Consider the following 18,262-nt stretch of genomic DNA (forward strand, 5'->3'; position numbering starts at 1 on the left):
TTAAAGCATGTCGCGCAAAACTGTGCAGCGGTTTTCCCAGGCAAAGCGCGAAGCGGTTTTGCCGCAACGACATGCGTGAAGGAAAGAGCTAAAGCGCAAGGAGCGAATCTGAAAGATCGCGAGGCGCTTTAGCTTTCGAAGATATGCGCCTTGCCCGCGATATCGAGGCGAACGAGATCGCCGCGTGAGGGAAGCGCGACGCTCGAGGTCTTGATCAGGATCGGCGGCAGGGCGACACCGTCGAGCGACACCGCAACGGTGCAGACCGCGCCGCCGAACTCCACCTCGACGACACGCCCGCCATAGCGACGATCGCCTTCATCGGCAACGACGCGGATCTGCTCCGGCCGCAGCATGATCTCCGCCTTGCCCTGACGATTGCCTTCGACGGCGACGCGGCCGAGCGCACAGTCGGCGAGGCCGTTGCGGATGATGGCCGGAAGCAGCACGGCATCGCCGAGAAACAGTGCCGTCTCGCGATCCCGCGGATGCAGGTACAATGATTGCGGCGACCCCGCCTGGATCAACCGCCCCTCTCTCAGAACCGCGACCTGATCGGCAAAAGTCAGCGCCTCTTCCTGATCATGCGTGACGAGCACCGCGGTGATGCCGGCCGCCTGCAGCACGCGCGCCACCGCCTTGCGCATATTCTCGCGCAATCCGGTATCGAGTGCCGAGAAAGGTTCGTCGAGCAGCATCAGCCGCGGCTTGCGGCCGAGCGCACGGGCGAGCGCCACGCGCTGCTGCTGGCCGCCGGACAGCTGGTGCGGGCGCCGCACCAGCATGCCGCGGTCGAGCTCGACCATGTCGAGCAGCTCGACGATGCGCTTCTCGCGATCCGCTGCCCCCCGCTCGAAGCCGAAGCCGATATTCTCGGCGACGCTCAGGTGCGGAAACAGTGCGCCGTCCTGCGAAACGATGCCGATGCCGCGCTTATGGGCCGGCACCGTCGCGAGCCCATCGGCAAGGACTTCGCCATCGAGCGTCACCCTGCCGACATCGGGTTGCTCGAAGCCGGCAATGATGCGCAGTAGCGTCGTCTTGCCCGAACCGGACGGGCCGACGACGGCCGTGCGGCTGCCCGCCTGGACATCCAGCGAAATATCCTTCAGCGCCTGCACAGGCCCATAGCGCTTGCTGATGTTTTCGATCGTAAGCAGCGTCATTGGCCGGCGGTCCGTTTCGATTGCGTATAGAGCATGAGGGTGAGCGGCAGCGACAGCACGACCATCATGAAGGCATAGGGTGCGGCCGAGACATAGTCGATCTCGCTGGTCAGCGACCAGAATTTGGTCGCCAGCGTATCGACGCCGTTGGGCGACAGCATCAGGGTCGCCGTCAGTTCGTTGGTGATGCCGAGCGCGGCAAGCGCCACGCTGGCGGCCGCGCCTGGTGCGGCAAGCCGCATGGTGATCTGCCGCACCGCCTGGCCGGGCGTGCGGCCGAGCCCCATCGCGGCGCGCTCCAGCTCCACCGGCGCCTGGGCGATGCTGGCGCGCAGCCCGACCATGGCGCGCGGCAGGAAAAGCATCACATAGGCGACGAGCAGGGTTGCGAAGGTCTGATAGAGCGGCAGCACGAGACGCACGGTGATCGTCACCAGCGCCAGCGCCACGACGACGCCAGGCAGCGAGCCGACATAATAATGACAGGCTTCGAGCAGGCGCTGGAAACGGCCCGGCGCGCGCACGGAAAGCCAGGCCATCGGCGCTGCGGCAATCGTCGCCAATACGCCGCCGCCGATGGCAAGCACGATCGTCTGCAGGAAGGCGCTGCCGACCTCGATGCGCCAGATCCCGGCGCCGCCGAGATAAAGCCAGCGGCCAAGCGTCATCAGCGGCACGCCGAGTGTCAGCACCGCCAGGAGGACGGGCAACAGAACGGCCGGCACCACGAACCAGCCGAGCCGCCGGCGAGCCGCCGGGCGGGGAGAGCCGGAGCCGACGCGGGCATAACGTTCGTTGCCGCGCACCAGCACCTCGAAGCCGAGCAGAAAGAGACAGCAGGCAACGAGCACGCCGCCGAGCATGTTGGAGGCAGGGCTGTTGTAGGAGGACTGGAACTGATCGACGATCGCCGTCGCGAAGGTGTCGAAGCGGATCATCACGAACAGGCCGTATTCCGAAAGCAGATGCAGCCCGATCAGCAGCGAGCCGCCGCAGATGGCGAGCCGGAGCTGCGGCAACACCGCCCGGAAGAAGACCCGCCAGGGATTGAGACCGAGCGAGGCCGCGGCATCCTCGATCGCCGGGTCGAGACGGCGCAAGGCGGCGGCGACCGGCAGGTAGAGGAAGGGATAATAGGCGATCACCGAGATGAAGACGCCGCTCTGCAGGCCGCGCATGCCGGGGACGAGGCTGACCCAGGCATAGCTGTGCACGAAGGCGGGCACGGCGAGCGGGGCGATGGCAAGCCAGGCCCAGAGCCGGGCGAAGGGAATGTCGGTCCGCTCGGTCAGCCAGGCGAGCGTCACGGCAAGCGCGATCGACAGCGGAATGGTGATTGTCTCAAGCAGGACCGTATTGACGAGCAGTTCGCCGACCCGCGGCCGGAAGACCAGGGTCTTCACCGTTTCCCAGCCGACGTCATAGGTGACCCAGCCGATGAAGCCGAGCGGCACAAGACTGAAGACTGCGACGACGGTGGCAAACAGCACCACGGTAGCGTGGGGCATACGCCCGCGCGGCAAAACCATGCGCGCGGCCCTCGGCGTCACCGGCGCTTCGTTGCCGGATGCGAGCAATCTGTTGTCCTGCAGCAAGGCCGATGCCTTCATACGCCGAAAAAGGAAGGCAACCGCCTTTTAAGGGGCGGTTGCCGGATATCGTCATGCCCTAAGGTTTTCTTGAGCCAAAAGCAATAGTTTTGGCCGCTGCAAGCCTGCGGCAGAAAGGTTTAGATCAAGCCGGCGGCCGTCATCAGCTCGACGACCTTCTTGCTGTCCAGCGTCGAAGCTTCGACTTTCGGCGCGTTGAGATCGGCGAGCGGCGTCAGCTTGTCGTTGGAAGCGGCATCCTTGCCGATGGCATATTCGTAGGACGTGCCGTCCTTCAGAACCGCCTGGCCGGCCTTGCTGGTGATGAACTTCAGGAAAGCCTGAGCGTCCTTCATATGCTGGGTGGACTTCAGAACGCCGCCGCCCGAGACGCTGACGAAAGCGCCCGGATCTTGGTTCTTGAAATAGTGCAGGCCGACATTCTTGCTGTTTTCACCGGTTTTGGCCTGATCGCCGAACCAATAATAGTGATAGATGACAGCGCCTTCGACTTCGCCTGCGTTGACGGCCTTCATGGCGACGCTGTTGCCCTTGTAGGGCGTGGCGTTGTCCTTGAGGCCCTTCAGCCATGCCTTGGTAGCGTCTTCACCCTTGAGCTGCAGCAGCGAGGCGACGATGGCCTGGAAGTCTGCGCCGGCAGGTGCCGCGCCCCAGCGGCCCTTCCAGGCCGGATCGGCGAGGTCGAGCATCGACTTCGGCAGCTTGTCTTCGGTGAGCTTGGTCTTGTCATAGGCAAAGACGGTGGTGCGGGCGGCGATACCGGTCCACATGCCGTCGGCCGGGCGGTACTGATCCGGTACCTGGTCCAGCGTGTCCTTATCGATGGGGGCAAAGAGGCCGGCGCCGTCGACCAGCGTCATGGCCGGTGAGTTCTCGGTCAGGAATACATCCGCCGGCGAGGCATCGCCTTCTTGGATGAGCTGGTTGGCGAACTGCATGTCGCCGCCCTGGCGCATGGTGACCTTGATGCCGGTCTCCTTGGTGAAGGCATCGATCCATTCGCGGCCCAGGCTTTCGTGCTGGGCATTGTAGACGACGAGACCTTCATCCTGCGCGCTGGCACTGCCTGCGAGCGCGGTGGCGGAGAGAAGCGAAGCGGTAAACGCAAGCGCAAGGGAAAAACGATTCAGTGCAATGGTCATGATGGCCTCCGTGGCGATGTCACCCGAGGTCTCCAAGGGCGATGAGAGGCGTATATTTTTCCTGACTGAAGATTTCAAGTTTGGCTTCGCCGGAAAAGCAATCACAATATCTTGACTAAATATTTCATGTTACAGAGGGAATAAATCTCGACCTGGCCAAAAAGGCGACGCTCTCGAGCGCCGCCTTTTTCTGGTCCGCTTATTCGACGTCGAACTTGACGCCCTGAGCAAGCGGCAGGGTCTTGCCATAGTTGATCGTGTTGGTGGAGCGGCGCATATAGGCCTTCCAGGCATCCGAGCCGGATTCGCGGCCGCCGCCGGTCTCCTTCTCGCCGCCGAAGGCACCGCCGATTTCCGCGCCCGACGGACCGAGGTTGACGTTGGCGATGCCGCAATCCGAACCGCTGGCGGAGACGAAGGTTTCGGCCTCGCGCATGTCGTTGGTGAAGATCGACGACGACAGACCCTGCGTCACGGCATTGTGCAGCGCCAGCACTTCGTCGAAATCGCTGTATTTCATCACGTAGAGGATCGGCGCGAAGGTTTCGTGCTCGACCGGTCCGGTCTGATCGGGCATTTCGACCAGCGCCGGGCGAACATAAAAGGCATCGGTCAAACCGTTGCCGACACGGTCGCCGCCGGTCACCTTGCCGCCGGCCGACGCCGCCTCGCCGAGCGCTGCCTGCATCCTCTCGAAGGCCTGACCGTCGATCAGCGGTCCGACTAGCGTGCCGGTCTCCAGCGGATTGCCGATGGTGACGGAGCCGTACGCCTTCTGCAGGCGCGGCACCAGCTGGTCGTAGACGCTGTCATGCACGAAGAGACGGCGCAGCGTCGTGCAGCGCTGGCCGGCCGTGCCCATGGCCGAGAAGGCGACGCCGCGCAGCGTCAGGTCGAGATCGGCGCTCGGGCAGACGATCGCCGCATTGTTGCCGCCGAGTTCGAGGATGGCGCGGGCAAAACGCTGCGACAGGCGCGGGCCGACGGCGCGGCCCATGGCGGTCGAGCCGGTGGCGGATACGAGCGGGATCTTCGGATGATCGACCAGCACTTCGCCGACCTCGCGGCCGCCGATGATCAAGGTCGACAGATTGGCCGGCGCCGTGCCGCCTTCGGCGACGAAACGCTTCAGCGCCTTTTCGAACAGCGCCTGCACGGCAAGTGCGGTCAACGGCGTCTTTTCCGAGGGCTTCCAGACGGTGGAATTGCCGCAGACCATCGCAAGGGCTGCATTCCACGACCAGACGGCGACGGGGAAGTTGAAGGCGGAGATGATGCCGACCACGCCGAGCGGATGCCAGCTTTCCATCATCCGGTGCTCGGAGCGCTCGGTGGCGATCGTCAGGCCATAGAGTTGACGGGACAGGCCGACGGCGAAATCGCAGATATCGATCATCTCCTGCACTTCACCGAGGCCTTCCGAAGTGATCTTGCCGACCTCGATCGAGACGAGACGGCCAAGCGCCGTCTTTGCGGCACGCAGTTCCTCGCCGAGCAGGCGGACCAGCTCGCCGCGCTTCGGCGCCGGCACGGAACGCCATTCGAGGAAAGCCTTGTGCGCCTCTTCGATCGCCGCCTTCGTCTCGGAAACGGTGTGCTCTCTGAGCTTGCCGATTTCTTTGCCCGTCACCGGCGAGGTGACGGAAAGCGTGCCGCCGTGATAGCGGCCGGCATCGACGCCGAGTTCGGCGAGCAGCTTGGCGGTTTCGGTGGCGAGATCGAGGACGGCGATGGTCATTGTCGTGGTTCCAATCTTGTTGTTCTCTGAAGCGAGTTTCGCTTCCCGGAAGCGCTTGTCGGTTCTCAAAAGCGGGCATCGGCGAAATGGGCGACCTGAGCGCCGGCTTCGTACCATAGTTCCTTGAGCGCCCGGAAGCTCGGTTCGGTGGGTGAGGTCAGTGGCAGCGGCAGATCGGCTTCCGACAGCCGGCCGAGAATATGCTCGGCCAGTGTCCGGCCGAAAACCGTGCCGGGGGCAATGCCGCGGCCGTTATAACCCGAAAAGCCGATGACGCCGGGGGCGAATTTATGAAAGCGCGGCAGGGCATTGTCGGTCATGCCGATCTGGCCGTACCATTCGCATTCGAATTCGACATCGCCGATAATCGGGAACAGCCGCTTCAAGGCGCGCTTGGCCCAGCCCTTGTGCACGGCAAGCCCGGTATTGCGCAACGCCCCGACGCTGCCGAAAACGAGACGTCCGGCCTGGTCCATGCGGAAGGAGGACAGGATGTCCTTGGTATCCCAGGCACCTTCCCGTCCCGGCAGGATCGACTGGCGCAGATTGTGGCCGAGCGGCACGGTGGCGAAGTTGAAATAGGGCAGATAGACCTGCTCGTTGCGCACCTGTTCGAAGGGGCCGGTGCTGTAGGCATCGGTCGCGACGACGATCCAGTCGGCGCTGACCTCACCCTTCGCCGTCTTCACGGACCAGCGGCTGCCGCTGCGCTCCGTTGCGATGACCGGGCTCGACGTGTGGATGGCGACACCCGCCTTGACGGCGGCATGGGCAAGGCCGCGCGCATAGGCCAGCGGCTGCAGCGTGCCGGCGCGCATGTCGAGCAGCGAACCGGTATAGGCATCGCTGCCGATGCGTCTGGCTGTCTCCGCCGCATCGAGCAGCGTCACGGGCGCGCCGCGCGCAGCCCATTGCGCCGCGCGCGCCTCGATCTCCCTCAGCCCGTCGGCGCCGACCGCGCAGTGCAGCGTGCCGTTGCGTTCGAGTTCGCAGGCGATCCCGTGCCTGTCGATCAGTTCCATGACGAGCTTCGGCGCATTGCCGAGCAGCTCGAGCAGGCGTTCGCCATGCAGCGGGCCGAGCACGCCGGGCAGGTCGTCGGGCATCACCCACATGCCGGCATTGATCAGGCCGACATTGCGTCCTGCACCGCCGAAACCGATCTCCTTCGCCTCCAGCAGCACCACCTTCGAGCCGGCTTCGGCAAGATGAAGGGCGGAGGAAAGACCGGTGTAACCGCCGCCGACGATGACGACGTCGGCCGAAACCGCGCCGGCGAGCGTCGAGGTAACAGGCGGTTCGGCTGCGGTCTTTTCCCAGAGGCCGTGGGAGCGCGGATCATTCAGCATGGCTCAGTCCGATCGGAACGAAATCGCGGTACTTTAACGCATATGATCAAGTGTTGAAGCGAGCATTTCACGCAACGGTCTTCAGCGGCAGGCCCGCAAGGCCGAGCGCTTCCATCGCGGCATCCAGCGAGGCGGCCTGGCGCTCGGCATAAAGCGCCAGCTCATCCTCAACGCTGGCGCCGAGCGCTGCCTCGAAGGCATCACGGTTCGAATGCGTCGCATAGTTCTGCTGCTGATCGGTGCCGAGATTCGACTGGAAGATGCCGGCCGCGCTCACGGGCAGGAAGTCTTCGTAGACGATCGGGGAGAAGGCAAGGTACCCCTTGGCGATCAGCGCTTCCGGATCGCCGGACACTGGGGCGGCCACGGCCGCGGCAATGCCTGCAGGGGTGACGTAGTAATGGAAAAAGGCGAGATCTTGCCGGCGCAGCTCGTCCCAGCTGTCCGGCAGCGCCTTGAAACGCTCGGCTAGTTCCTGATCGTAGGCGCCGGCCTTGGCGCCGCCGGCGCCGACCTGCACTTCGCCGCGAACCGAGGCGAGCAGCCGGTCATAGAGCGCCCGGCCCCTGGCTGTCAGCGCCACGCCGCGCTGCTCGATCTCGCCGAAGCGGGCGGTGTGCGTTCCCTGAACCGCGGTCTCGTCACCGGCAAAGATGATCGTTTCTTCAAGCGCCTTGAAGCTCGTCTGCCGCAGCAGGATATCACACTGACGACGCGGCGGCCCTTCGATGACGGCCTTCGGCGTGATGCCGCGCCCCGGCATGCGGGCCTGCACCGCGTCGATATCGAGCGTGCGCGGCGTCAGATGATTGATGTGCGGGCCCTTGAAGCTGACGACGTCGGCGATCAGCCGGTGCGCATCGTGCAGGCGCTTGTAAGTCTCGGCGCTGACTGTCGCCTCGCCGTGCCAGCGGAAGGTTTCGAGCGCCTCGGCGACGAATTCCGTTGCTTCGGCGTCCGTCAGGCCGCCGTTCTGTTCGTGGCGCTCGACCAGCGCCACGGCGCGCGGCGTATAGATGCGCCGCTGTGCCAGGATCGCCTCGGCTTCACTGCGCAACTCTTCGTCCTCGATCAGCTCCAATCGCAGCAGCGAGGTGAAGACGCGGAACGGATTGATGTTCAGTGCGGCCTCGTCGATCGGCCGGAAGCAGGTGGAATGAACCGGCACACCGGCAACCGAGAGATCGTAATAGCCGACCGCCTGCATGCCCATGACGGCAAATAGCCGGCGGATGGTGAAAAGCTCGTCCGCCGTGCCGAGCCGGATGGCGCCGTGCCGCTCGACATCGATGCGTTCGAGCTCGCCGGCGCGGGCCAGCCGTTCGCGCAGCTCCGGATCGTTGTCGAGGCAGCCGGCATTCACATCGGCCACCAGTTCGATCAGCGTGCCGTATTGCGGCACCTCCGTCCGGTACATCTGCGACATCGCCTCGGTGAAGAGAGAGCGGATACGGTCTGTGGACACGACGGCTTGCGGCATTTGGAACTCCGGCTCATTCCGTTTTTGCAGGATGAACTCTTTACTTCGGCCGCAAAGGCGGAAATATCGACATTTTGGAAATAGCTCATTCTGAAATGGAATGAACATGTTCGCTTCGAGACGTTTTCTGCCCTCGATTTCGCATCTCGCCGCTTTCGAGGCGGTTGCCCGCACCGGCAGCGTCACGGCGGCCGCACGCGAGCTCGATCTGACGCAGAGCGCCGTCAGCCGCCAGGTGAGCGCGCTGGAGGAGCAGCTTGGCGTCGAACTCTTCCTGCGCGAACGCCAGACCATGCGGCTGACGCTGGCCGGCGACAGTTATGCCCGCGAGATCCGCGAGGCGCTGCGGCGCATATCGAGCGCCTCGCTCAACCTGCGCGCCAATCCGCATGGCGGCACGCTCAATCTCGCCATCCTGCCGACCTTCGGCACCCGCTGGCTGGCACCGCGCCTCGGGCGCTTCCTTGCCGTAAATCCCGGTGTGACGATCAATCTGGTGACCCGGCTCTCGCCCTTCGATTTCCGCCTCGATTCGATCGATGCCGCGATCCATTTCGGCCATCCGCACTGGCCGGGCGCCGAGCTCACTTTTCTGATGTCGGAGCGCACGGTGCCGGCCTGCAGCCCCGATTTTCTCAAGCGATACGCGATCTCCGGGCCGCAGGATCTGCTCTCCGTTCCGCTGCTGCATCTGACGACGCGGCCCGACGCTTGGGAGCAATGGTTCGCCGCCAACGGCGTTTCCTTCGAAAGCGTGCATGGCATGCTCTTCGACCAGTTCGCCACCGCAGCGCAAGCGGCGATCGCCGGCCTCGGCATCGCCCTCCTGCCGACATTCCTGATGCAGGAGGAGTTGCGTCGCGGCGATCTCGTCGCCGCCATCGACAGCGAAATGGAGAGCCGCGAGCGCTATTATCTCGCCTTTCCGCCCGAGCGCGCCGACTATGCGCCGCTCGCCGCCTTTCGCGACTGGATCGTCGCAGAAGCCGCCGCCGACCCGTCCGCATGACGAACGGCTTGCATCGGCATGGCGCTTTCGACCATTATATCGGCCAAACAAACATTGCAGGAAATCCCCATGAAGCCGATCTTCGTCCAGCTCCAATGCGCCCCCGGCAAAACCTATGAGGTTGCCGACGCCATCTACCAGACCGAACTGGTCTCGGAGCTCTATTCCACCAGCGGCGACTACGATCTGCTGCTGAAGGTCTACATTGAGGAAGGCCAGGATATCGGCAAATTCATCAACGACAACATCGCCAATATTCCCGGCATCGTCCGCTCGCTGACGACCCTGACGTTCAAAGCCTTCTGAACTTCCGTCAGACGCGGTTAACCTTTTTCGCGAAGAATCGCCTCTTGGGATGCCGCTTAAACCACGGCTTAACGCCTGAGATATCTGGTCGTTGCTATAAGAGTCCCGTCTCGGCATGAGGCGGCGCGTGCAGCGATAGGTGGAAAATGGCGATCGTCGAGGCAGACAGGGTGCGCGAGAGGCCGCAGCCGGAAACGGCGCCGCTGATCGTCCATGTCGTGCGCCAGTTCCTGCCCAATCGCGGCGGCCTGGAAGACGTGGTCGCCAATCTTGCCCGCCAGACCCTTCGCCGCGGTTATCGCGTCCGCGTCGTCACCCTCGATTCGCTTTTCACCGCACCTGAGGACAAGCTGCCGGCCCGCGAAGACATCGACGGCATCGAGGTGGTGCGTATTCCCTGGTCCGGCAGCAGCCGCTACCCGCTGGCGCCTGCGGTTTTCCGCCATCTCGCGGATGCCAACCTCGTGCATGTCCATGCCATCGACTTCTTCTTCGATGCGCTCGCCTGGGGCCGGCTGCTGCATCGCAAGCCGATGATCGTCACCACCCATGGCGGCTTCTTCCACACCCGCAAATACGCGGCGATCAAGAAGATCTGGTTCCGGACGCTGACCCGCGCTTCGGCACTGGCCTATCGGCGCGTCGTCTGCTGCAGCGCCTCCGATCTCAGGCAGTTTTCCGAAATCGCGCCGGACAGCCTGCTGATCGAAAACGGCGCCGATATCGGCAAGTTCGCCGACACCGCGTCGCGCCGGGCAAGGCGCCGCATCGTCACCATCGGCCGGTTCTCGGTGAACAAGCGGCTGGACCATCTGCTCGATGCGATGGCCGTGCTGAAGAGCCGCGATCCGGAATGGCATCTGGACATCGTCGGCGCCGAATCCGACCTGAACCGGGCCGATGTCGAAGCCGCGATCGAAAGCCGCAACCTTTCCGGCCGCGTCACCCTGCATGTCTCGCCTGACAACGGCGCGATCCGGCGCATCATCACGGATGCCTCGCTCTTTGCCTCCGCCTCGGAATATGAAGGTTTCGGCCTGGTGGCTCTGGAAGCGTTGAGCGCCGGCCTGCTGCCGGTGCTGAACGCCAACGATGCCTTTACCACGCTTGCCGGCCGGCACCCCGTCATCACGCTTGCCGATTTCACCAATCCCGAGACTGCAGCAACCGCGATCGAAGCGGCCTATGAAACCCTCGCACGCCAACCGGACGCGGTCCGCGCCGGGCTTCTCGACGCCGCGCGCGGTTATTCCTGGGACATCGTCGCCGGGCGGTACATCGATCTCTATCGGTCGCTGAACGTCGTCGCAGACAATATCTAAACTACCTGCCTGAAATTCCTCACGCTCTTGCCAGGCGAATGATCTCGTCGAGCACGAATTTGCGCGATTGCGGCGGCGTCAGATTGTGGTCGGCATCGGGCAGCATCAGCAGCCGCACGTTCGGATAGCGCGAAAGCTTGGCGCCGCGCGGTCCGAAATGGAAATAGACGTGGTCGAGCCCGACATCGCCCTCGCTGTAGATCAGCGTCAGCGGCACCTTGCGCTTGCCGAACAGCGCGAAGGAATGCCGAACCTCACGGGCAATATGGCGCCGGTCGGGCAGCAGTTCGATGAGCGGCGCGATCCACGGCGACAGGCGCCGGCCGCCGGCGATGACGATATTCTGCAGCGCCGCCACCACATCCACCTGGCCGCTGATGAGCCGCTTCAGCGTATCCACCCGCGCCAGGCGCTGACCGTAATCATCGAGGCTGCGGGGGACGGAGACGACATGCTCCCGGCGCACCGGTATCTCCGGATCCCAGTAATAGACGAAGGGATTGATCGAGACGACGGCCTTCAACCGCTCGTCGGCAACGCCGGCGCGGAAGGCGACATAACCACCGCTGCAGCGGCCGGCCACCATGATCGGGCCTGCGACGACGCTTTCGAGCAGATCGAGGGCGGCGACCGCGTCCTCGGTCTGCGTGCTGGAATAGAGCACCTGTTCCGGCGCATCCGGCCGCGGCGGGCTATCGCCGACATTGGCGGAATCGAAACGCAGCGAAACGACGCCCTGGCGTGCGAGTTCGCGCGCCATATCCACCGTTGTCCGTCCCCAACCGGCATGCCGGTCATAGGCCGTCGACAGGAACAGGACGGCATTGCCCTCGATCGCGCCGAGCGGCCGGCTGACGACGCCGACCAGATGATTGTGGCTGCCGAAACGCACCGGCGTTTCGATGAAACCCTCGCCGGCAAGCGGCGGATTGTCGATCGCTTCAGGTGAGCCGGCCGCGGATGTCTCCATCGTCGCCTTCTCCAACCACGTCTTCAGCAGCTCGACGACCTCGGTCGGCGTCTTGGCAAACAGCGGATTGGTGGCAAGCTCGTCATAACCTTCGAAAACCGTCTGTTCGACCTCGGCGCCGAGCGCCTTCAGCGCATCGGCAAAGCCGGTATCTTCGGCCTTGGCGGGCCGTTCGAGGATCAGATAGCGTGACGCTGCAAGCGCCTGCGGCGCAGCGATGTTGAGCTTGCCGAGTTCGGCGGCGATCTCTTCGGGCATGACAAGCCCGGCAATCTGCACCTTCGCGGTCTGGACATGCTCCTTGCCTAGGCCGAGATCGGCATCGATGATCTTGGACCACATGTTGAGTTCGCGCAGATAGGCCCGGCCGCTCAGCACCGGCGCCAGCATCACCAGGCTGTCGACGCCGTCGATCGAGGCGCCGATGCGATGGGCAAGCGTTGCGCCGAGGCCCTGTCCGATGAGGATGATGCGATCGCAGCCGGAGAGCGACTTCAGCTTGGCGGCGGCGGCGCGGATCGAATTTTCCCAGGTTTCCAGCCTTGCCGGCAGCGCGCCGAAATCGAGCGCATCGCCGGTGCCGCGATAGTCGAAGCGCAGGCTCGCCACGCCGATGTCGGAGAAATGCTCGGCCGCGACACGGAAGAATTTGCGGCTGCACATCTCCTCGAAACCCCAGGGGCTGACGAAGAGCACGGCGGCCGAACGTTTCTGGACCGTGGGATTTTCAGGCATGAACAGGCCGATCGTGCCGTCGAAGACGACAGGCAGGGCAGCGCTGCGGCCGGCACCCTCGGCCGGCTCGAGCGAGAATTCGCCGGGCGCGACCTTGGCGCGGTCCGGATCGCCCGGAAGCCGCGGCGCAATGAAATTGATCGCGTACCCCATTGGGCGCTGCAGCACGCGCGGCATCTTGCCGAGAATGGAACGCATGACCTCGACATCTTCGGCCGGCATGACGCGCAGCACGCGGAGTGCCGCGAAATAGCAGAGTGTGCCGGCAAGGATTGCAACGACGAGGCCGATCGGACCCCGGATGAATTCCAGCGCCGAAATCGCCCCGCAGGCACAGAGCACGGCGGCGAGCGTCACCTTGGTCAGGCTCGTGTAGAGGCCCGAAAGCTGGGATCCGAATCCTGTCTGCCTGATCATCATCACCGACATCGCAACGAAGACGAGGATGCGCACGAGTGCGGCACCCTCGGCGGCAAGCCTAGGTACGATCAGTAAACAACCGACTACCATCAGAAGGCCACCTATCACACTGATGTTCAGGCGGGAGCGGGCCCTGTCCATCGACAGGAGGTAGAGGCTGAGGATCTGCATGAAGGTATAGGCGGGCGCCACCAGCGCCAGCAGCGCCACCACCGTGCCGCTGCGGCGGAACGCTTCGCCGAACACCACGAGCACGAGTTCGCTGGAGATCGCCGCCAGCCCGAGGCTCATCGGCAAAACGATATAGGCCATGCTGCGGGTGACCGCGGCGAAGACCTCGACCGGCAAGGTCGAATCATCGCTGTTATGCCGACGCTCGGAATAATAGGGCAGCAGGCTGCCGGTCATCTGGATCGGCAATTGCAGCGCGATATTGGCGATCGACAGGCCGACGGCGTAGTAACCGACCATCTCGACCGACCAGAACTGCTGCAGGAAGAGCAGCTCAAGCCGATTGAGGAAGATCGAATCGATGATGAACTGGATCGACAGGATGACGGAGGAAGAGGCGAGAGCTTTCAGCGAAACCCCGCACCAGTCGCGCCGTGCAAGCAAGATCGGCAGCGTGGCGAAGAACAGCACGAGCTGGCCGAGCGCATAACCGACGAGAACGCCTTCGACGCCGTAGAAAACGGCGCCGGCGGCAACACCGGCAAGCTGCAAAATCGAGACGGCCACCGTCAGCCGGAAAAAGGCGCCCAGCTTTTTTTCGCCGATCAGATAGAATTTGACGAAGGATCCGATCGCCTGGACGAAGAACAGCACGCCAGTGACCAGAGCGACGGACGGCGCAGTATCGGCCCAGTGCATCTCCTCCGACGTCAGGAAGAACAAGGCATAGAGCGCCAGCAGCACGACGGTTGAAAACATCATGAAGCTGACGAGGATGGCGGCAAAACCCCGCCGGCGGCGCATGTCGTAACCTTCCGCCGAAAGCTGCGGCAGGGTCTTCAGCAGCGTGATGCTGGAGCCGAGTTCGGCGATCGAGGCGCCCGTGACGACCAGCCAGAGCGAGAAGGCGACGATGCCGTTGGCCTCCGGCCCGAGCAGCCGCGCGGTTATGATCGATGACACGAAACCCGTCAGCAGCAGCAGCATGCCGGCCGCCGCATTCATCACCGAATTTGCGATAATACCCTTCGACATCTGCCCATCCGCAAGGTTCGGCCCACTCGGCCGGACATTCGCCATCTCTACTGCGAAAATGTTAAAATAAAGCGGAGTGGCGACCTCACCTTAGCTCGCCTGCATCGCCGCCAGCGCCTGAAGCGCCTTCTCGTAGCTATTCTCAGCGAGGTAGCGCAGCAGGAATTCCCGGGCTTTCTCCGCCTTCTCAAGCGCCCGCTCCGGCGCGCGGAAAATATCGCTCAGATGTGCCGCCGCAGCTGCCGGGGAAGGATCCGCCCAGACCGCGCCCTCAAGCCCGGCAAATTCAGGATGAGTATCGACGACCGGAATGAGGGAAGATCCGACCTGCCATGTATTCTCAGGGTCGCAGAAATCCGCCGTGCCCGACCAGGCGGTGGAGATAACCGGCGTGCCCTGCATGATCGCCTCGGCCACCGTCAGCCCGAAACCCTCCGAACGATGCAACGACAGATAGGCGTCGGAAGACCGGATGAGGCCGTTGATATCGGCATTCGACAGCCTGTCGGTGACGATCCTGATGCGGGCGTCGCCCGCAACCGAGGCAGCCAGCTCGCGCAGGCCTTCGTCCTTGTTCACGTCGCCGCTCGCCTTCATCAGCAGGACAGCGCTTGGGGCTTCGGCGGCAAATATCCTGAAAGCCTCGATGACAGCCTGCGGATTCTTCCGGTTGATCGAGGAGCCGGCACTGAAAATGAAGCTGACGAGAAAGGCGTCTTTCTCGATGCCGAACCTCTCCCGCATGCCGTCGGTCGCCAGGGCCTCGGTCACCGGATGCGGAACGACGATGACCGGCGCCCTGGTGAGCGGCGCAATCGCCCGCCGGGTGAATTCCGACGGCACGAAGACGGCGTTCATATAATGCATTGCATTGCGCCACTCCGCCGGCACGACTTCCAGCTCCCAGGCGAAATAGCCGATATTGAAGGCGCGGGTAAAATTCGCGACACCCTTCTTCAGGATGGCGCGCGGCAGCATCGGCGGATTGAGGTGCCAGATCCGGCCTCCCGGCAGCGCGGTGGAGAGACCCGACGGCGTCCATCCGACAAAGGACTTCTCGTCTGGATGCGTGCTGACGTCGGATAGCGAAATCGCCCTTCCCGCCTCCGACAAAGCCCCAGCGCAGAGCCTTGCCGATTCGCCGACGCCGACGGCCATTGAGAGATAGCCGACGATTTCCACCGGCCTGCGCGGATTGAAGGCAAGACGCGACCGGGGGATCAGCCGTTGCAGGACATGGGCGCGCAAAATGCGGTATGTCGTTCTCAAATCACGGGTCTTTCTCAATGGATGGGCATCGTTTTTCGCGGGGAGCGTCAACCCGAGAGCACGACACGATGCAAACTGCCTAGGCTTCTGATTTCGCCTGCGGGCGGAAGATCGCTCTCGGCGCCCGGGAGCGCTTGGAGTTTCACGCGCCGCATCGCGCCGGGGGCGAGATGGAACCAGTCGTCGTCGGGCCGATAGCCTTCGACATCGATATGCACCGATTGCGCCAGCCGGTCGGCCCGGAGATCGACGAACCAGTCGTCACCGTCTCTGCCGAGCGATGCCTCGATACCGGCGTCATGCAGCGCCTTCCCCCGTCCGCAGGGAAAGTGGAAGCTTTCCGCCAAAATGGCGCCATCGGCGAGCGATCGTAAGCGCGCCACGCTGACATCATGCGACGGCGGCCCGAAACGGAAGGCATAGGTCGCATCGAAAAAGGCGCCGAACAGCGAGGTAGCGGCAAGACGCTCGGTGTCCCTTGCCGCCAGCTTGAAGGCCCTGCTGCCGCTGACGACCTGCTGCTTTCCGTCGCGCAGGCAGGCGACCTCGAGCTCCACGTCGAGCGCTGTATCCGTCTCGTTGACGACGTGCACGTCGAGACCGTTGGTCCCCTCGTCGGTGAACAGCGTCTGCACCGGCCGAAAGGCGCGGCGCATCGCATACCAGACCGGCTTCGGCTCGCCGGTGGAATCGATCACCCCCCAGCCGGGGCCGGGCAGCAGGTCCTGCAATGTCCAAACGAGCGCACCGTTGCAGGCCGAGCCCTTGCGCCGCCACTCGGCGAAAGTCTCCTCGATGACCTCGCCGGTGACGGCGCGGGAGAGATCGAGATAGCGGCCCGGATCTTCGCGGCGCAGCCGGGCCGGATCGAGGTCGTAGAGAAGCTGCAGGTAGAAGTCGCGAACATCCTCGAAATCCCACGAAGCGCTGCGGTCGCGCGGCACGCGGGCCTTCCAGAGCGGGCTGTGGACGGCCGGCACGTCGAGATGGCGGTGCAGCGTCCTCTGCTGCGGCACATGCGCGAAGGCGAGGCTTTCGGAGGCAAAACGCACATCGGCGCGGCGTGCATCGGCAATCGGCCGCATATAGGCGCCGACACCGTAATAATGGGCGATACCGGCATTCGGTGAAAAGGGCATCGCCCCGCCATGTGGCGAATTCGGGACATAGGGCACGTCGGGCCGCATGCGCGTGGCGATCGCCGGGATGATCTCATCGGTGACCGGCCCGCTCCAGAATTCCACGGGGAGACCCAGCATCGCCGCCTGCTGGTGGATTTCACTGCCGCCGCAGAGCACCGCCAGCGATGGCGAGCCCTGGACGCCATGCAGGAATTCCTCGACCTCCGCATGCACATGGCCGAGAAACGCCTTGTCGGCGCGTGGATAATCGAAATTGGCAAACATGAAATCCTGCCACACGAGCAGGCCGAGTTCGTCGCAGAGCGCAAAGAAATCGGGCGTCTCGTAGGCCATGGTGCCGCCGATGCGGATCATGTTCATGCCGGCTTGAGCGGCAAGCCGCAGGAACGGTTCATAATCCGCCCGCCCGCCCGGCAGACGCGCGATATCGGCCGTCGTCCACACTGCGCCGCGGCAGAAGATACGTTCGCCGTTGACAGTGAGCGCGAAATCGTCGCCGTCGGTGCCGCGCTCGACCTCGATCCGCCGGAAGCCGGTCGTGCCGAGCGAATACTCCGCGTCGTCGGAAACGAGCGTCAGCTCATAGAGACGCGGAGCGCCGTGCGTGTGCGGCCACCAGGGCTCGATGTCGGAAAGCTTGAGGATAGAAGAGTAATGGTTGTCGCCGATCTTCTCGAAAGGCTGCTCCATGCCGCCGCAGTGCAGCAGCATCTTGGGATGCTCGGCATTGCTGTGCAGGGAGACGCTGAGACGGCCGGCGCCATTCTCGTCCAACACGGCGCGGATGGAGACATTGTCGATCGAGACGGGATTGCGCCGCACCAGCGAAATCGGCCGCCATGGCCCGACCGCATGGATATCGGGGCACCAGCCCGGCATATGGCCGAGCAGCGTCGTGCGGAAATTCTTCAGCCCCGTCGGCGTGATCATCTGCGGCCGCCAGCGTGCCCGCGGGCCGGGGTCCGACAGGCGGGGACCGAGTGCGCGAAAGCAGAGCGCCAGCTCGTCGCCGCCCGTCAGCGTCACCGGGATCTCGTGCGCGGTGAACATGCTTTCGGAAAACAGGATTTCCTGGCCGTTGAGGAAGACATGGCAAAGCGTGGCAAGCCCTGCGAACCGCAGGATCGCCTCACCGGGCTCGGCATCGAACAGCCGGCAGAGGTACCAGGCATCCCTGGTGTTCAGCGGTTCTGGATTTTCCCGGTCGAACAGCCCGGCTTTTTCGAGTGCTGCGGCAACGGTGCCGGGAACGGGTGCCGGAATGAACTGGGCGGAGAGCGGAATATCATGCGGCACGGCGCAGGCGCCCGGCTCCGTCAGGATCAGGTTCCAGCCTTCGGAAAGCAGGCTTTCCTCGGCACCGATGCTTGCCAAACGCCCCCGCATGGTCAGATCTCC

General features: G+C 64.0%; 12 protein-coding genes. 3 read left to right on the plus strand and 9 right to left on the minus strand.

Going from position 1 to position 18,262, the window contains the following annotated elements; genetic code table 11:
• Positions 1-128: 128 nt before the first annotated feature.
• The 6 genes from ATY75_RS04720 to ATY75_RS04745 form a co-directional block, all read right to left on the minus strand.
• Positions 129-1,166, minus strand: coding sequence for an ABC transporter ATP-binding protein (locus tag ATY75_RS04720; protein WP_064841057.1), 1,038 nt, complete (start codon positions 1,164-1,166; stop codon positions 129-131).
• The gene (locus tag ATY75_RS04725; protein ID WP_245317532.1) at positions 1,163-2,743 is read right to left on the minus strand and encodes an iron ABC transporter permease; all 1,581 of its coding nucleotides are present in this window, start codon (positions 2,741-2,743) and stop codon (positions 1,163-1,165) included. The genes ATY75_RS04720 and ATY75_RS04725 overlap by 4 nt, the downstream gene beginning before the upstream one ends.
• A gap of 152 nt (positions 2,744-2,895) precedes the next feature.
• Entirely contained in the window at positions 2,896-3,918 is a 1,023-nt protein-coding gene (locus ATY75_RS04730; RefSeq protein WP_088936629.1) for an iron ABC transporter substrate-binding protein, read from the minus strand.
• A gap of 199 nt (positions 3,919-4,117) precedes the next feature.
• Positions 4,118-5,656, minus strand: a complete 1,539-nt coding sequence (locus tag ATY75_RS04735) for an aldehyde dehydrogenase family protein (protein WP_088936630.1) — start codon at positions 5,654-5,656, stop codon at positions 4,118-4,120.
• Between the two features lie 65 nt (positions 5,657-5,721).
• Entirely contained in the window at positions 5,722-7,005 is a 1,284-nt protein-coding gene (locus tag ATY75_RS04740) for an FAD-binding oxidoreductase (protein WP_088936631.1), read from the minus strand.
• A gap of 67 nt (positions 7,006-7,072) precedes the next feature.
• Positions 7,073-8,485 (minus strand): DUF1338 family protein, encoded by a 1,413-nt coding sequence (locus tag ATY75_RS04745; protein ID WP_088936632.1) that lies wholly within the window; start codon positions 8,483-8,485, stop codon positions 7,073-7,075.
• A 100-nt stretch (positions 8,486-8,585) separates the two neighbouring features.
• On the opposite strand from ATY75_RS04745, the gene ATY75_RS04750 reads away from it, so the two are divergent.
• The 3 genes from ATY75_RS04750 (at position 8,586) to ATY75_RS04760 (ending at position 11,122) form a co-directional block, all read left to right on the plus strand.
• Positions 8,586-9,494 (plus strand): LysR family transcriptional regulator, encoded by a 909-nt coding sequence (locus ATY75_RS04750; RefSeq protein WP_088936633.1) that lies wholly within the window; start codon positions 8,586-8,588, stop codon positions 9,492-9,494.
• Between the two features lie 69 nt (positions 9,495-9,563).
• On the plus strand, positions 9,564-9,800 hold the full coding sequence (locus ATY75_RS04755; RefSeq protein WP_003567502.1) for an Lrp/AsnC ligand binding domain-containing protein: 237 nt from the start codon (positions 9,564-9,566) through the stop codon (positions 9,798-9,800).
• A 146-nt stretch (positions 9,801-9,946) separates the two neighbouring features.
• Positions 9,947-11,122, plus strand: coding sequence for a glycosyltransferase family 4 protein (locus ATY75_RS04760; RefSeq protein ID WP_088936634.1), 1,176 nt, complete (start codon positions 9,947-9,949; stop codon positions 11,120-11,122).
• 19 nt (positions 11,123-11,141) lie between these two features.
• On the opposite strand, the gene ATY75_RS04765 is transcribed toward ATY75_RS04760, so the two are convergent.
• The 3 genes from ATY75_RS04765 to ATY75_RS04775 all read right to left on the minus strand — a co-directional run bounded on the left by ATY75_RS04765 (position 11,142) and on the right by ATY75_RS04775 (position 18,250).
• Positions 11,142-14,453, minus strand: a complete 3,312-nt coding sequence (locus ATY75_RS04765; RefSeq protein ID WP_088936635.1) for an alpha/beta fold hydrolase — start codon at positions 14,451-14,453, stop codon at positions 11,142-11,144.
• Between the two features lie 90 nt (positions 14,454-14,543).
• The gene (locus tag ATY75_RS04770) at positions 14,544-15,722 is read right to left on the minus strand and encodes a glycosyltransferase family 4 protein (RefSeq protein WP_088936636.1); all 1,179 of its coding nucleotides are present in this window, start codon (positions 15,720-15,722) and stop codon (positions 14,544-14,546) included.
• Positions 15,723-15,769: 47 nt separating this feature from the next.
• A complete protein-coding gene (locus tag ATY75_RS04775; protein WP_088936637.1) occupies positions 15,770-18,250 on the minus strand; it encodes a glycoside hydrolase family 2 protein in 2,481 nt (826 codons plus the stop codon).
• Positions 18,251-18,262: the final 12 nt, after the last annotated feature.

It is taken from the genome of Rhizobium sp. N122, assembly GCF_002211295.1.
Classification (GTDB): Bacteria; Pseudomonadota; Alphaproteobacteria; order Rhizobiales; family Rhizobiaceae; genus Rhizobium.

What these genes read in the sequence shown, in the direction of transcription:
- ATY75_RS04735 (WP_088936630.1), bottom strand. Translation starts at nt 5,656, where the DNA reads ATGACCATCGCCGTCCTCGATCTCGCCACCGAAACCGCCAAGCTGCTC.
- ATY75_RS04760 (WP_088936634.1), top strand. Translation starts at nt 9,947, where the DNA reads ATGGCGATCGTCGAGGCAGACAGGGTGCGCGAGAGGCCGCAGCCGGAA.
- ATY75_RS04720 (WP_064841057.1), bottom strand. Translation starts at nt 1,166, where the DNA reads ATGACGCTGCTTACGATCGAAAACATCAGCAAGCGCTATGGGCCTGTG.
- ATY75_RS04775 (WP_088936637.1), bottom strand. Translation starts at nt 18,250, where the DNA reads ATGCGGGGGCGTTTGGCAAGCATCGGTGCCGAGGAAAGCCTGCTTTCC.
- ATY75_RS04755 (WP_003567502.1), top strand. Translation starts at nt 9,564, where the DNA reads ATGAAGCCGATCTTCGTCCAGCTCCAATGCGCCCCCGGCAAAACCTAT.
- ATY75_RS04750 (WP_088936633.1), top strand. Translation starts at nt 8,586, where the DNA reads ATGAACATGTTCGCTTCGAGACGTTTTCTGCCCTCGATTTCGCATCTC.
- ATY75_RS04745 (WP_088936632.1), bottom strand. Translation starts at nt 8,485, where the DNA reads ATGCCGCAAGCCGTCGTGTCCACAGACCGTATCCGCTCTCTCTTCACC.
- ATY75_RS04740 (WP_088936631.1), bottom strand. Translation starts at nt 7,005, where the DNA reads ATGCTGAATGATCCGCGCTCCCACGGCCTCTGGGAAAAGACCGCAGCC.
- ATY75_RS04730 (WP_088936629.1), bottom strand. Translation starts at nt 3,918, where the DNA reads ATGACCATTGCACTGAATCGTTTTTCCCTTGCGCTTGCGTTTACCGCT.
- ATY75_RS04765 (WP_088936635.1), bottom strand. Translation starts at nt 14,453, where the DNA reads ATGTCGAAGGGTATTATCGCAAATTCGGTGATGAATGCGGCGGCCGGC.